General features: G+C 32.2%; 10 protein-coding genes. 6 read left to right on the plus strand and 4 right to left on the minus strand.

What is annotated here, in order from left to right; translation table 11 throughout:
- Nucleotides 1-469: 469 nt before the first annotated feature.
- Both AB3G39_RS16310 and bglX read right to left on the minus strand, forming a co-directional pair.
- A complete protein-coding gene (locus AB3G39_RS16310; RefSeq protein WP_369769619.1) occupies nt 470-4,606 on the minus strand; it encodes a two-component regulator propeller domain-containing protein in 4,137 nt (1,378 codons plus the stop codon).
- A gap of 314 nt (nt 4,607-4,920) precedes the next feature.
- Nucleotides 4,921-7,203 (minus strand): beta-glucosidase BglX, encoded by a 2,283-nt coding sequence (gene bglX, locus AB3G39_RS16315; protein WP_367773502.1) that lies wholly within the window; start codon nt 7,201-7,203, stop codon nt 4,921-4,923.
- An 839-nt stretch (nt 7,204-8,042) separates the two neighbouring features.
- On the opposite strand from bglX, the gene AB3G39_RS16320 reads away from it, so the two are divergent.
- The 5 genes from AB3G39_RS16320 (at nt 8,043) to AB3G39_RS16340 (ending at nt 12,214) form a co-directional block, all read left to right on the plus strand.
- Complete coding sequence (locus AB3G39_RS16320; protein WP_369753102.1) at nt 8,043-9,101, plus strand: 3-oxoacyl-ACP synthase III family protein; 1,059 nt, start codon at nt 8,043-8,045, stop codon at nt 9,099-9,101.
- A 152-nt stretch (nt 9,102-9,253) separates the two neighbouring features.
- Complete coding sequence (locus AB3G39_RS16325; RefSeq protein ID WP_369765713.1) at nt 9,254-9,778, plus strand: methyltransferase; 525 nt, start codon at nt 9,254-9,256, stop codon at nt 9,776-9,778.
- On the plus strand, nt 9,778-10,629 hold the full coding sequence (locus tag AB3G39_RS16330; protein ID WP_367757136.1) for a glycosyltransferase family 2 protein: 852 nt from the start codon (nt 9,778-9,780) through the stop codon (nt 10,627-10,629). The genes AB3G39_RS16325 and AB3G39_RS16330 overlap by 1 nt, the downstream gene beginning before the upstream one ends.
- A gap of 77 nt (nt 10,630-10,706) precedes the next feature.
- A complete protein-coding gene (locus tag AB3G39_RS16335) occupies nt 10,707-11,453 on the plus strand; it encodes an MlaE family ABC transporter permease (RefSeq protein WP_367757134.1) in 747 nt (248 codons plus the stop codon).
- The gene (locus tag AB3G39_RS16340) at nt 11,453-12,214 is read left to right on the plus strand and encodes an ABC transporter ATP-binding protein (RefSeq protein ID WP_367757132.1); all 762 of its coding nucleotides are present in this window, start codon (nt 11,453-11,455) and stop codon (nt 12,212-12,214) included. The genes AB3G39_RS16335 and AB3G39_RS16340 overlap by 1 nt, the downstream gene beginning before the upstream one ends.
- Nucleotides 12,215-12,277: 63 nt before the next feature.
- Here the strand turns inward: AB3G39_RS16340 and AB3G39_RS16345 are convergent, their stop codons facing one another.
- A complete protein-coding gene (locus AB3G39_RS16345) occupies nt 12,278-12,877 on the minus strand; it encodes a SprT-like domain-containing protein (protein ID WP_369765714.1) in 600 nt (199 codons plus the stop codon).
- A gap of 13 nt (nt 12,878-12,890) precedes the next feature.
- Entirely contained in the window at nt 12,891-13,568 is a 678-nt protein-coding gene (locus AB3G39_RS16350; RefSeq protein ID WP_367757128.1) for an SDR family NAD(P)-dependent oxidoreductase, read from the minus strand.
- Nucleotides 13,569-13,697: 129 nt separating this feature from the next.
- On the opposite strand from AB3G39_RS16350, the gene AB3G39_RS16355 reads away from it, so the two are divergent.
- Nucleotides 13,698-14,270, plus strand: a complete 573-nt coding sequence (locus tag AB3G39_RS16355; protein WP_369765716.1) for a GNAT family acetyltransferase — start codon at nt 13,698-13,700, stop codon at nt 14,268-14,270.
- Nucleotides 14,271-14,292 lie beyond the last annotated feature (22 nt).

Genomic DNA, 14,292 nt, shown 5'->3' on the forward strand with positions numbered 1-14,292 from the left:
CAGAGAGCGGTATCATAAAACAGATGTTGCATCTTATAAGATATTTGATGCACAAATGCGCTAAAACCAACAAACAATGGATTTTAAGATTCTATGATTACGCTTTGCAATGTGTTTTTATGATAAAAAACAGTGCTTTTTTTTAATCTTATATTAAAAAATAACGTTTATAAAAATAGATAGTGCAAAATAATCTAAGTAAAAACAGGAGAATTGACTCAATATAAACCTTCTTTAAAAACGAAATAGAGCAGCAATCAAAACCATTATTTTTGTTTCAGTAAAAAAATTTTATTATCTCATTTTGCTTAAAAAACAATAAATCAAGTTAATGAAGGTTTAAAAAAATTTCCTATACATTATATTCGATATTTATATTTTTATCATAAACAAAAAATCGAATGGATAAAAATTACTTTTTACCCATTCGATTTTATTCAAACTTAACAATCTGATTTATATAAAGTATTTAGTCTTTATTACCCATTCCTTGTCTAGGCAGGTGGCCGTACTTATTTTTATAACACTTCGCAAAATAGGACGGGGACGTAAACCCTACTTTAAAGCTAATTTCGTTCATGTTATTATTCCCTTGTTCAATCAATACTCGTGCTTTTTCAAGTCGTACATTTCGAATAAACTCACTTACAGTAACACCTGTTAATGCTTTAATTTTTCGATACAATTGACTCCTACTTAAAAATACTTTAGAAGATAGAAGCTCAACACTCAATTGCGAGTCACTAATGTTTTCATTAATATAACTTAATGTTTTTTGGATAAATTCATTGTCCAATGTGGTTGTATGCTCTTTTCCTTGATTCGTTATCCCTGTATAAAATTTATTAAACATAATTTGTCTACTAGAGATCAATTGAGCCAAACTCGACTTTAAAATATCTAAATCAAAGGGCTTACTTAAATAAATATCAGCACCAGAATCGATACCTTCTAGCCTGTCTTTCACCATCGCTTTTGCAGAAAGCATTAATAACGGTATGTGACTAGTTTTCAAGTTTCCCTTGATGTTTTTACACAATTCCAATCCATCCATAACAGGCATTATCACATCCGTAATAATTAAATCCGGCAACTTCTGTAGAGCTAAATCATATCCTTTTTTTCCGTTTTCGGCCACAATCACTTTGTATTGTTTTCTCAATTCTTGTTTTAAGTAATTACGAAGCCCTGAATTATCTTCGACAATTAAAACAGTAAAAGCTTTGTCTTCTTCGGGTGTCTCGGCAGTTTGGAATTCAACACCTTCGGGCGCTATAAAATTCTTGCTTTTTATGGAATCTAAATGAAATACTTCGTTGCTTACCTCAGCTTGATCATAAAAATGTTTGCCAATTGGTAACGTTACGGTAAATTTTGTTCCTTCGTCCTGCTTGCTATCCACCCCTATTATTCCTTGATGGAGTTCTACAAATTCTTTAACAACTTCTAGTCCTATTCCCGTGCTACCGTAGTACACTTTATTCAAATTATTAACTTGATAAAAGCGATCAAAAATTCTTTTTAAATCCTTCTTAGCAATACCTGCACCAGTGTCTGTAACAACTATCGAAAAACTAGGCACTACATTTCCATCAATTAAAAGTGCCTTTTCGACTTTTTCAATGGCAACACTTATTAGACCGTTGTCAGGAGTAAATTTGAAGGCATTCGAAATAATATTAAAAATAATTTTCTCTAACATTTTAGGATCTAGCCAATCATTAAGTTTTTCTAATGGCGATTCGAAAATAATTTTGATTTTTCTATTTCGTGCTTCTTCATCAAAATAGCTAATGATTTCTTTTGTGAAACTGATTACTTCGACTTTCTTAACCTGTAAAATGATTTTATTAAACTGTAACTTATTAAAGTCCATTAACTCATTAATTAACCTTGAAAGTCGATCTGAACTCTTATGAATTGTTTTGAGCTTGTCAAAAACTTCCTTAGATATGTCTTCATTTTTATTTTTAAGAATATCTTCTAATGGGTTTATTATTAGGGTAAGTGGTGTTCTAAATTCATGTGAAATATTAGTGAAAAACTGTAATTTTTTATTATTTAATTTCTCTAACTGAATTGCTTTTTCTCTTTCCAAAACAATAGCTTGTTTTGCCTTAAATTTGTTCTGATAAATTCCATTCAAATACAATAACACAAAAACAAGAAGCCCGATGTATAAAAAATAGGCCAAATACGATCTCCACCAGGGTGGTAAAACACGAATATGCAGCACTACAGGCTTGGAACTCCATATGCCTGCTTTATTTGCCGCTTTTACTTTGAAAGTATATTCTCCAGCCTCAAGATTAGTATATGTTGCTGTTCTATTATTGCCCACATAGTTCCAGTCTTTTTCAAAACCTTCTAAATAATAAGCGTATTCGTTTTTACCTGGATAATTGTAATTTATCCCTACATATTCGATAGTGAATACTGATTGTGAATGATCGAGTGTTAAGGATTTTGTCTGATATATTACTTTTTTTAATGGTGAGGATTCGGCACCAGGAACCACTGATTTATTGAATAACTTAAAGTCGCTAAAATATAACGACGGCTCTTTTTGGGTTTTCTTTATTTGATTGGGATTGAAATAAATTAGTCCCTCATAGCTCCCAAAATACAACATGCCGTAGCCATCTTTAAATACAGCATTGTTGTTGAATTCATTTACTAATAACCCATCATCCATAGTAAAATTAACAATCGTTTTATTTTTAAAATCAAGTTTTGAGAGACCTAATCCACCACTAACCCACAAACAATCATTAGCATCAGTTACGATGGAGCGAATCGATTTTTCCTTAAAATCAGGAAAATCATTATAATTAAAGAACTGCCTTTTCTTTTTGTCATAGCTAAACAAGCCACCTCCATCAGTACCTATCCAAATGGTCTTGTCGTTTGACTCGTAAATCGATAAAATAGTTTGAATACTGTTGTGTTTTTTGAAGTTTTTAATCATTTGATTTTTCATCGAAATGACAGTATACGAACCTCCATCGTTTATTTTTACTTGATACAATCCTAGGATAGTTCCCACCCACAAAACATCATCAGAATCCACAAAAACTTTTCGAACATAGGCTAGACTAGCGTCGTCTTTAAATACGTTTTCAAAATTGCAATGAAAAAATTTATTTTGAACAGAATCAAAATAGTGCAACCCTTTGACAAATGAACCGATCCAGATTCTTCCCTTGGAATCCTCTGTAAAGCTAAATATGCGATTCGATAGTAATCCTTTTGTATTCGATGTATTGTAATTTACAAATTTCTTTGTACCAAACTTCAGGAAAAAAATCCCCTGATTCCAACTCCCAAGCCAAATATTTTGTTTGCTATCTATAAAAATAGTCTGAATATCATTAGCCGTTAATCCTGCATAATAACTTTGATTAATGCTGTTTACATGAACAAAACTCTTTTTTTCTGGATCAAAAACATCAATTCCTCCTCCTTCTGTACTTATTAATAAATTCCCCAATTTATCTTTTGCGACAGCGGTAACCGAGCTAGTTTGTAAGGAATTATCATTATTTAATAACGACTCAACCGTATTAAACTTAGTGTTAGGCTTATCAAATACGCCCACTCCTTTATTGTAGTACCCTATCCAAATGCGGCTTTCCTTATCCTCATATAAAGACCAGACGGAATTTGATTTTAAACTATAATTATCATATTTACTATGCAAATACTTTTTAATGATCGCGCCTGAATTATCTACAGTTATTAACCCATCATTCTCAGTTCCACAAACAATAATATTTTGACTGTTTTTTATAATCGAAAGTACCTTGTGTTTTGTGATTGGAAAATTTTGAAATTGATACGTATCATTGTCAATTTTTATTTTAAATAAACCGTCCGATGTTGTTCCTATCCATATGAAATCATTTTTATCAACTACCATTGATTCAATCGATTCTGTTACCGGTATTTTCTTGAACTTATCTTTAAAAATTGGCTTAATTTGATAGTTTGAATCGAAATAGAACATTCCGAAATTTGATCCAAAAAAGACAACCCCTTTTTTATTTTTAGCAAAATCTTTAATTTGAAAGTCCTTCAAATTAATAAGCCTCGATTCTATTTTTTTGGCTTTTAATGTTTTTTTGTTCAACAGTATTAAACCGTAACCATAGGTTCCCAGTATCAAATTACCTTGATTATCTTGAATGATACATTTTACAGTTATAGGCTCAGCATACCCTTTAGCAACGACATCTTCAATCTTAATTTTAGTAAATTGATCACTATCCCGATTGTACAAACACAACCCCTCATCTGTACCTATCCAGAGATTATTTTTGTCATCAACATAAGTTGCATAAATAACATTACTATTTACAGATCCTGATTTTTTTAGATTGTATTCATAGCCTATATAGTTCACTCCGTCGTAACGATACAAACCTGCTCCATTTGTACCAATCCACGTAAACCCATAATTATCTTGGACTATTGAAGACACTGCACGTTTTGAAGTTCCTTCTTTAATTATTCTAAACTGGTAGTTTTCGAATTTATTTTGAGCAAACAAAACATTCGAAAACACTAACCAAAAGAATAACTGCCATTGTAATTTATGTATTGCCATTATAGTATAGTTATTAATCCTAATATATTTCAAATATAAATTGTAAGTTTTAATGTTGCCTACCGCAACTCATTTATTATTCATTATTTAAAAACAATTTCAAAACGCTGTTCTGCTATTGCATGGCAATGACTGCTTTTTTTATACTAAATCACTACCCCATTATACCTTCTTTTAAAAAAAATAACACCCAAAAAAACCATTTCCATCCAAGGATATCTTAGTGTATTACAACAGCAGATGGCACAAAAAACACTGCATAATACAATCTAATCCTTAAATAGAAATGGCTTTGAGCCGATTCCTTGAACAGACTACTTCAATTCAAAGCTCGAACTCAATCCTTCAATCGAATTTCCACCAACCATGATATTAAACAAACCACTTTCAACTAAAAATTCTCCTGCATTATTATAAAACCCTAATTCTTTATCGGTCAAATTAAACTCAATTGTTTTTGTTTCCCCCTTATTTAACACTATCAATTCAAACCCTTTTAATTCTTTTACTGGTCGCGCTATACTTGCCACGGCATCATTTACATACAATTGCACAACCTCTTTACCATCATATTGTCCCATATTTGACACTTCAACTGAAACTTTTACTTGCTCCCCTTTTTTAGGAGTTGTGTTACTAATTTTTAGATTGGCATACTTAAAATTAGTATAACTTAATCCAAAACCAAAAGGATATAAAGGTGTTTTTTCGACATCAATATAATGTGACCAAAAAACATTACTATCTTTATCTATAGGTCTTCCCGTTGAATAACTATTGTAATAAATAGGACATTGCCCTACATTTCTAGGAAACGACATTGGCAATTTACCACTTGGATTATAATCCCCATACAACACTTGAGCTACCGCATTTCCAGTTTGTGTACCTAACTGCCATGCCTCAACAATAGCAGGAATAGTAGCCGAAGCCCAAGGCAATGCTAAAGGACGCCCATTATTTAAAACCAAAACTACTTTCTTATTTACTTTGTAAATCTCTTCTAGTAATTGTTGCTGATTCCCTGGCAAACCCAGCTCAGTCCTACTGCGACCTTCCCCGCTTTGAAAACCAACTTCTCCAAGAACCATAACCACTACATCTGACTCTATTGCTGCTTTTTTGGCTGCTTCAAATCCAGAGAAATCAGTTGAATTTATTTGCACTTCCTGTACAAAGAGTTGTTTTCCGACCGACACATCGGTTCCTTTTTCATACACTAATTTATTGTTTTTGTACTGTTGCATTCCCTCTAAAACAGAAACAGCAGTATCATCATCGGCAGCAATTCTCCAACTTCCTAACGGACTATTTTTATCATTAGCCAAGGCTCCTATTATCGCAATTTTTAATCCAGATTTTTTTAATGGCAATAGACTTCCTTCATTTTTTAATAAAACAATCGATTTCTTGGCCATGTCTAGTACCGCATCATTGTTTGCTTTGTTCCCTATTGTTGCTTTTTCACGGAATTCATCACAATATTTATAGGGATCATCAAACAGACCCAACTCAAATTTTACTCGAAGTATACGGCGAACTGCATCATCAACTACACTTTCTTTTACAGTACCCTTTTTTACTAATCCTACTAATTCTTTTACATACAGATGTGACTCCATATCCATATCTGATCCTGCAATAGCTGCCTTAGCTGATGCATCGGCACCATCTTTAGCATACCCATGAGTAATCATTTCGCCTATTGAAGCCCAATCAGAAACCACAAACCCACTGAACTTCCAATTTCCCTTTAATATATCCCTTTGTAAAAAACTATTTCCGGTTGCAGGAATTCCATTCAAAGTATTAAATGAATTCATAAAAGTACGCACACCCGCTTTAACTGCTGCTTCAAAAGGAGGTAAAACCGTATTGTATAATTTAGAATTGCTCATATCTACTCCATTATACTCTTTACCTGCTTCAACAAAACCGTATCCTGCAAAATGTTTAGCACAGGCGGCAATGGTATTAGGCGCATCTAATTTTTCACCTTGAAAACCTTTTACTCTAGCTTCGGCAATCTTACTTCCTAAATATGGGTCTTCACCTGCTCCTTCCATTACTCTACCCCATCGGGCTTCATTTGAAACATCGACATTAGGACCAAATGTCCAATTTAAACCAGATGCCGAAGCTTCGTCTGCGGCTACAGCAGCTGATTTTTTAATAGCTTCTAAGTCCCAACTAGCAGCTTCAGCAAGCGGAATTGGGCTAATTGTTTTGTATCCATGAATGACGTCAAACCCAAAAATCAACGGAATACCTAGGCGCGACTCTTCTACGGCTATTTTCTGTACTGCGCGAACTTCTTTCACTCCACGTACACTAAGCATCGAACCAACCCAGCCTTTCTTTAAATGGTTGTACTTTTCTTCTTCCGAGCCAACCTCTGGTTTTGGTCCTGTAAAATCCCATGAGCCATTATATTGATTCATTTGTCCTACTTTCTCCTCCAGCGTCATTTCTTTTATTAACAAAGAAATGCGTTCTTCTATTGTTTTACTTTTATCTAAATATTTTTTAGATTGTGCGTGACCAAAAAATGAAATAGTAAGCGAAAAGAATAACGCTACGTAAGTTGGTTTCCTCATTATTTTTATAATTATATAAGTTTAAGATTTTAATGTTGTTTATTAAATGCAAAAAAAAACACCTGATGCGACGTAGGTAAAGGACTAATCAACGAAGTACTTGTTTAGCGCTATCATAATAAGACCATCTCTTTAATAATGTACTACCATATTATACATTCAATTTTAGATACTAAAGGAAAAAGAACTAAAATTATTGAGGAGAAGACACCCTATTTTTTTATCAACACATTAATAAATAACTAGTTGTAAATATAGTTTTAAAGCTATTTTATTAATAGAATATTTGAAGCACGGTATAAAACATATGTTGCAGATACATGCAAAAAATGGAAAGGCAACCATTTTTATCTTTTAAAATCTAAACTCACACACAGTACTCCTTTTACTATTATAAAAAATAAAATAGCAATCCAACTGCAATCCATCCAAAGAGATTTAGCCATAAAACTGCTCCTTCATAGCAATAAAAACATCCATTTTGTATTTTTTTTGTAGCTGCATTGTTGCGAAATAAAAGCATATTTCATGTTTCCTATTCCCAAATAATGTCTAACTTTTTTGGAGACAGTCAAATTTCGAGGCATTTTTTTTATTCCTTTTACAACTACTTATTTTAGAAACATTTAATTAGAAAAAAACTCCTGAAAAAAAATTCTAATCGGAAAATCACAAATAGCATTGTAAAAACTACATCGTTTTCGGATATTTATTAAAAAATCATCAGTAAATTAGCCAAATAATTAATATCCTATAATTATATGCGTGCATAGTAAATAATATAGCTGTAATTATTTTTTTATCTTTAAATTAGCCTAAATTTTTGGAAAAATAAAACCATGAAAATAAAAATAACTGGAATAGGAAGTTATATTCCTGAAAAGAAAGTAAGCAATACCGATTTTGGTAATCATATTTTTTTAAATGAAGACGGAACACCATTTGGGAAACCAAATGAAATTATAATTAATAAATTTAAAGGGATTACAGGAATTGAGCATAGACGATATGCCGAAGATCAGTATACCTCATCAGATCTTGCCTTCTTTGCTTCTCAAAAAGCGATAGCAAACGCAGCAATAGACCCAGAAACGATTGATTATATTATTTTCGCACACAATTTTGGTGATGTAAAAAGTGGCACATCTCAATCGGATATGTTACCTAGTTTAGCAACACGAGTGAAAAATAAATTACAAATAAAAAACCCTAAATGTGTCGCCTACGATATTCTTTTTGGATGTCCTGGATGGATTGAAGGCGTATTACAAGCTAATGCTTTTATTAAATCTGGCATGGCCAAACGTTGTTTAGTTATCGGGTCTGAAACATTATCTAGAGTTGTAGACGACCATGATAGAGATTCGATGATCTATTCGGATGGTGCTGGTGCCTCGATAATAGAAGCTTCAGACGATGAAACTGGATTACTTTCTTATGAAAGTGGAACTTATGCTATGGACGAAGCTAATTATTTATTTTTTGGACCATCCTACAATACGGAACTAGATCCTGACACGCGATACATAAAAATGCATGGTCGTAAGATTTATGAATTTGCCCTAACTACTGTTCCAGCTGCAATGAAAAGCTGTTTGGATAAAAGTGGTCTTGGAATTGATGATGTAAAGAAAATTCTTATTCATCAAGCCAATGAAAAAATGGACGAAGCGATCATACAACGTTTTTACAAACTTCATGACAGACCAGTACCCCAAGACATAATGCCTATGAGTATTCATGAATTAGGAAATAGTAGTGTAGCTACTGTGCCTACTTTATTTGACTTATTAATTAGAGGTGAAATAAAAGATCAAAAAATCAATAAAGGAGATATTCTTCTTTTTGCTTCTGTTGGAGCTGGAATGAATGTAAATGCCTTTATTTATAGATATTAATATTTCGAAACATATTTATAAAAGGCCACTATTCTCATATAATAGTGGCCTTTTTATTTATAAATGATTCAACATGAAACAAACTGAGTTGAAATCTGCAATAGAAGAAATATATCTTTGTACATTTGCACTTTGGATAAACTATAACAAAAATGTACGAAAAAACGTTTCCTAATAAAAGATTCAAACATACTTTAGAATTTTTAAACAAACACATTTCAACTACAGAAAGCATTCTAGATTTAGGCGTTGAAAATCCTTTTTCAAAAATCATGAAAGAAGATGGCTATACTGTAAGAAACACTACTGGTGAAGATTTAGATCTTGATCAATCTATATTTTCAAAAGAAAAACAAGATGTAGTTACTGCATTTGAAATCTTCGAACACTTATTGAATCCGTTTACCATTTTAAGTGAAATAAAATCAGGCAAACTTTTTATTTCGATCCCAATGCGATTGTGGTTTTCTCCAGCATACCGAAGTAAAACGGATATGTGGGACAGACATTACCACGAATTTGAAGATTGGCAACTCGATTGGTTATTAGAAAAAACAGGCTGGAAAATCATCGACAGACAAAAATGGACTAATCCAGTAAAGAAACTTGGAATCCGCCCTTTATTGCGCTATTTCACTAATAGGTATTATATTGTTTATGCCGAAAAGATAAAATAATGAATTACTACGTAGTTATTCCCGCACACAACGAAGAGGCACTTATTACTTTAACATTGGAATCCTTGATTTCTCAAACACTATTGCCAAAAAAAGTAGTGATTGTTAATGATAACTCAACTGATAAAACGGCAGAGATTGTTTTGGCTTTCGCCAAAGAACATCCGTTTATCACATTAGTCAACAAAGAGTCAAGCGCCATTCATTTACCAGGAAGCAAAGTTATCCAAGCATTCAACGCTGGTTTAGAATCACTAGATGATCAGTATGATATTATGATGAAAGCGGATGCCGATCTAATTTTTCCAAATAATTATTTTGAAACAATTGTCAAGCATTTTCAATCAGACTCCACTATTGGTATGGCTGGAGGCTTTTGTTATATTGAGAAAAATGGAGAATGGATTCTAGAAAATTTAACAGATAAAGATCATATTCGTGGTGCGTTAAAAGCATACAGAAAAGAAACATTCAAACAAATAGGTGGACTAAAAGCACAAATGGGTTGGGATACGGTTGATGAATTACTTTGTAAATTCTATAATTGGAAAGTAGTCACTGATGCTACTTTACATGTAAAACATTTAAAACCTACTGGCGCTAATTATAGTAAAACGGCTCGTTACAAACAAGGGGAAGCGTTTTACACTTTAGGCTACGGTTTTATCATTACTGCAATTGCATCAGCAAAACTGGCAATGATGAAAAAGAAGCCCCTCCTATTTATCGACTATCTAAGCGGTTTTTGGAAAGCAAAATCAGCAAAAACGCCTTTAATGGTTACAAAAGAACAAGCACGATTTATTCGAAAGTATCGTTTAATGAAAATGAAAGAGAAATTAATTGGTTAATTGCTCTATTCTAAAAAGCCTGAACTCATAACACATAACTCATAACTTATAACTATTTTTGACTATATTTTAAAACTATGATGCTCATTCGATATTTATCACAAGTAGGGAAATATTTCTTAATGTTAGGGGAGATTTTCAATAAACAAACCAAATGGTCTGTAATGAAAAAACTTATATTTAAGGAAATAGATGATTTAATCATTGGTTCTCTTGGTATTGTTGCCTTTATTTCATTTTTTGTTGGTGGAGTTGTTGCTATACAAACAGCATTAAACTTGACCAACCCTTTAATACCAAAGTACTTAATAGGGTTCGCTACTCGTCAATCTATTATTTTAGAATTTGCACCCACGTTTATCTCTGTGGTAATGGCAGGAAAAATGGGATCATTTATCACATCGAGTATTGGAACCATGAGAGTAACGGAACAAATAGATGCACTTGAAGTGATGGGCGTAAACTCATTAAACTATTTAGTTTTCCCTAAGTTAATGGCTTTATTATTATATCCGTTCCTTATTGGGATTGCTATGTTTCTAGGAATACTTGGTGGTTATATTGCTAGTGTTTATGGTGGTTTTGGTAGTAGTGCTGATTTTATAGATGGTATACAACGAGAATTCATACCCTTTCATATTGCTTATGCTTTTATAAAGACCTTTATTTTTGCATTGCTATTGGCAACTATTCCTTCTTTTCATGGTTATTATATGAAAGGTGGAGCACTTGAAGTAGGAAAGGCAAGTACAGTATCATTTGTTTGGACTTCCGTAACCATTATTTTGATGAATTATATTTTAACACAATTACTCTTAACGTAATGATAGAAGTAAAAAACATAGAAAAATCATTTGGTGGTGTCAAAATTCTTAAAGGAATATCAACTGTTTTTGAAACTGGTAAAACCAATTTAATTATAGGGCAAAGTGGTTCTGGAAAAACGGTTTTGTTAAAAAGTTTACTTGGTATCCATCAGCCGGAATCTGGGAAAATTTGTTTTGATGGTAGAATATATTCGGAACTCGAAGCAGATGAAAAAAGAGAGTTAAGAACCGAAATTGGAATGGTTTTCCAGGGCAGTGCTTTATTTGATTCCATGACTGTTGCTGAAAATGTGGGTTTCCCTTTGAAAATGTTTACTAGAGACAACGGAACTAAAATCCAAGAACGTGTAGATTTTGTTTTAAAAAGAGTCAATCTTACTGACGCTCATAAGAAACTCCCATCAGAAATATCTGGAGGAATGCAAAAGCGTGTGGCTATTGCCCGTGCCATTGTAAACAACCCTAAATACTTGTTTTGTGATGAACCAAACTCTGGATTGGATCCAAACACTGCTATATTAATAGATAATTTGATTAAAGAGATAACGGAGGAATACAATATCACTACCGTTATAAATACACATGATATGAATTCAGTGATGGAAATCGGAGAACGCATCTTATTTCTTAAAAATGGATTAAAAGCTTGGGAAGGAACAAAAGAAGAAATTTTTAGAACAGATAATCAAGCAGTAGTTGATTTTGTCTACTCTTCTAATTTATTCAAAAAAGTAAGAGAAGCGTATTTGAAGGAATAAATAAAAATACCATTTTAATAAAAAACGGACTTTGATTTAAAAACCAAAGTCCGTTTTTTATTATTAACTAGGTAATAACTCTACCTCAGCATTTGGATTAAAAAGATACAATTTTCCAGAGTTAATTTCTAAACATTCAAACCTTTTAGTTCTTATTGCAATTTTCTTAAAAATCTTTCCATTTTGAATTCTAAAAACACTGCCATATGGAATTTCAAAAATATAATTTTTATCATTTTGTTTATCAAATTGCTTTAATGCTAAAGACAAATTAGCATCTGTATCACTACTAGCAGTTGGATTTTTAAAATGTCTAGCTATTAACGGTAATAAATGATTTGGAAAAATCTCAGGACGAATAAAAGGAACCATGAGTTGTTGAAACGAATATTTCCATTCTTGACCATGAGGTTTTATATTTCGACCAAACTTTTCAAAGGCCACCAAATGTCCTATCTCATGTATTAATGTAATTAGGAACTTATATTTATTCAAGCTAGAATTAACAGTAATCTCATGTTTACCATTTAATCCTTTTCTATAATCACCATGACGAGTTTGTCGCTCATTTACAATCTTAAGATGTACTTGATTCGCAACAATCAATTCAAAAACTGGTTTTACAGCATGTTCAGGAATATATCTAGCTAGAGTTTCGCTCAAAATAGTTGTTAATTTATGGGTTTGTAGAAGAAACTTCTAGTACTTTCCCGTTGTAATATTTATTTCCAGTCAATGTAAAATTGAAAATATAGTCCGCCATTTCACTTGCAGATATCGGAGCTTGATATCCTGGAAAAGCTTCAGCCAACATTTCTGTTTGAACTGAACCCAATGCCAAAACATTAAACGAAATTCCTCTTTCTTTATATTCCTCAGCAAGTAATTCAGAAAGCGTTATAACCGCTCCTTTACTAGAGCTATATGCCGCTAGTCCAGCAAACTTTAGGCTTCCTTGAATTCCACCCATAGAACTTATTGTTACTACATGACTCCCTTTTTGTAAATATGGCAAACAAATACGAGTTAAATTTGCAACCCCAAAAACATTGACTTTATAAACAGCTTCAAAATCATCTTGAGTTGTTTCTGAAAAAGGTTTCAATAACAAACTTCCCGCATTATGAACAATAGCGTCTACTTTTTTCCATGAACTAGAAAGAAAATCTTTTACACTATCTAAATCTGATTCATTTGATAAATCAACTGATAGACAGCTTATGTTTTTATGTTCTATAAGGATACGTGGGGTTTTTCTAGAGAGAGCCAATACTTGATGTCCTGCATTTGCAAATAACAAAGCCAACTCATACCCTATTCCTCTACTTGTACCTGTTACAATAATATTTTTCATTTAGCAAAAATAAACAAATCCATTAAAAAGTACTATTTAAAACAAGCGATTATTTTTAATCTAAATATAAAAAAATCTCAAATTATTTTTATTTTTGCAAAAAAAATAACGCTACTAAATTCCTTTAAAATGACCGAAAACATCCCATTAGAAATTGCGTCAATTCAAGACATCGACGGTGTTTTATCATTACAAGAATTATATTTAGTTTCTAATTTAACAGAAGCCGAAAAAGAATTTGGTTTTGTGACAACGCCATTTACAATTGCTCAGTTGACTCAAGTCATAGAAAATAAAGGTTTATTTATTGCCAAAGACAATCAAAAAGTCATCGCTTATATTTTTGCAGAAAGCTGGGCTTTTTTTAACCAATGGCCTATTTTTAACTACATGAGTTCCTTATTTCCAAATCTTACTTTTCAAGATTTTAATCCCATTACTACAACCAATAGTTTTCAATACGGTCCTATATGCATTCATGCGGACTATCGTGGCAAAGGATTAATCAGACCTCTTTTTGAATTCATGAGAAGCCATATTGTGGAAAGATATCCATTGGCTTTGACATTTATCAATAAAAAGAATATCCCTTCCTTAAAAGCCCATAGTGAAAAATTACAATGGACTGTTATTGGCGATTTTCAATTCAATAGTAATGACTACTTCATTATGACTTACGACATGAAAAAAGCTATCTTATAGAAGGAATAAAATATCAATCAAA

The sequence above is a fragment of the Flavobacterium sp. WC2416 genome (assembly GCF_041200095.1).
Classification (GTDB): Bacteria; Bacteroidota; Bacteroidia; order Flavobacteriales; family Flavobacteriaceae; genus Flavobacterium.

Coding starts and splice junctions, on each gene's coding strand:
- AB3G39_RS16310 (WP_369769619.1), bottom strand. CDS start 4,606: ATGGCAATACATAAATTACAATGGCAGTTATTCTTTTGGTTAGTGTTT.
- bglX (WP_367773502.1), bottom strand. CDS start 7,203: ATGAGGAAACCAACTTACGTAGCGTTATTCTTTTCGCTTACTATTTCA.
- AB3G39_RS16320 (WP_369753102.1), top strand. CDS start 8,043: ATGAAAATAAAAATAACTGGAATAGGAAGTTATATTCCTGAAAAGAAA.
- AB3G39_RS16325 (WP_369765713.1), top strand. CDS start 9,254: ATGTACGAAAAAACGTTTCCTAATAAAAGATTCAAACATACTTTAGAA.
- AB3G39_RS16330 (WP_367757136.1), top strand. CDS start 9,778: ATGAATTACTACGTAGTTATTCCCGCACACAACGAAGAGGCACTTATT.
- AB3G39_RS16335 (WP_367757134.1), top strand. CDS start 10,707: ATGATGCTCATTCGATATTTATCACAAGTAGGGAAATATTTCTTAATG.
- AB3G39_RS16340 (WP_367757132.1), top strand. CDS start 11,453: ATGATAGAAGTAAAAAACATAGAAAAATCATTTGGTGGTGTCAAAATT.
- AB3G39_RS16350 (WP_367757128.1), bottom strand. CDS start 13,568: ATGAAAAATATTATTGTAACAGGTACAAGTAGAGGAATAGGGTATGAG.
- AB3G39_RS16355 (WP_369765716.1), top strand. CDS start 13,698: ATGACCGAAAACATCCCATTAGAAATTGCGTCAATTCAAGACATCGAC.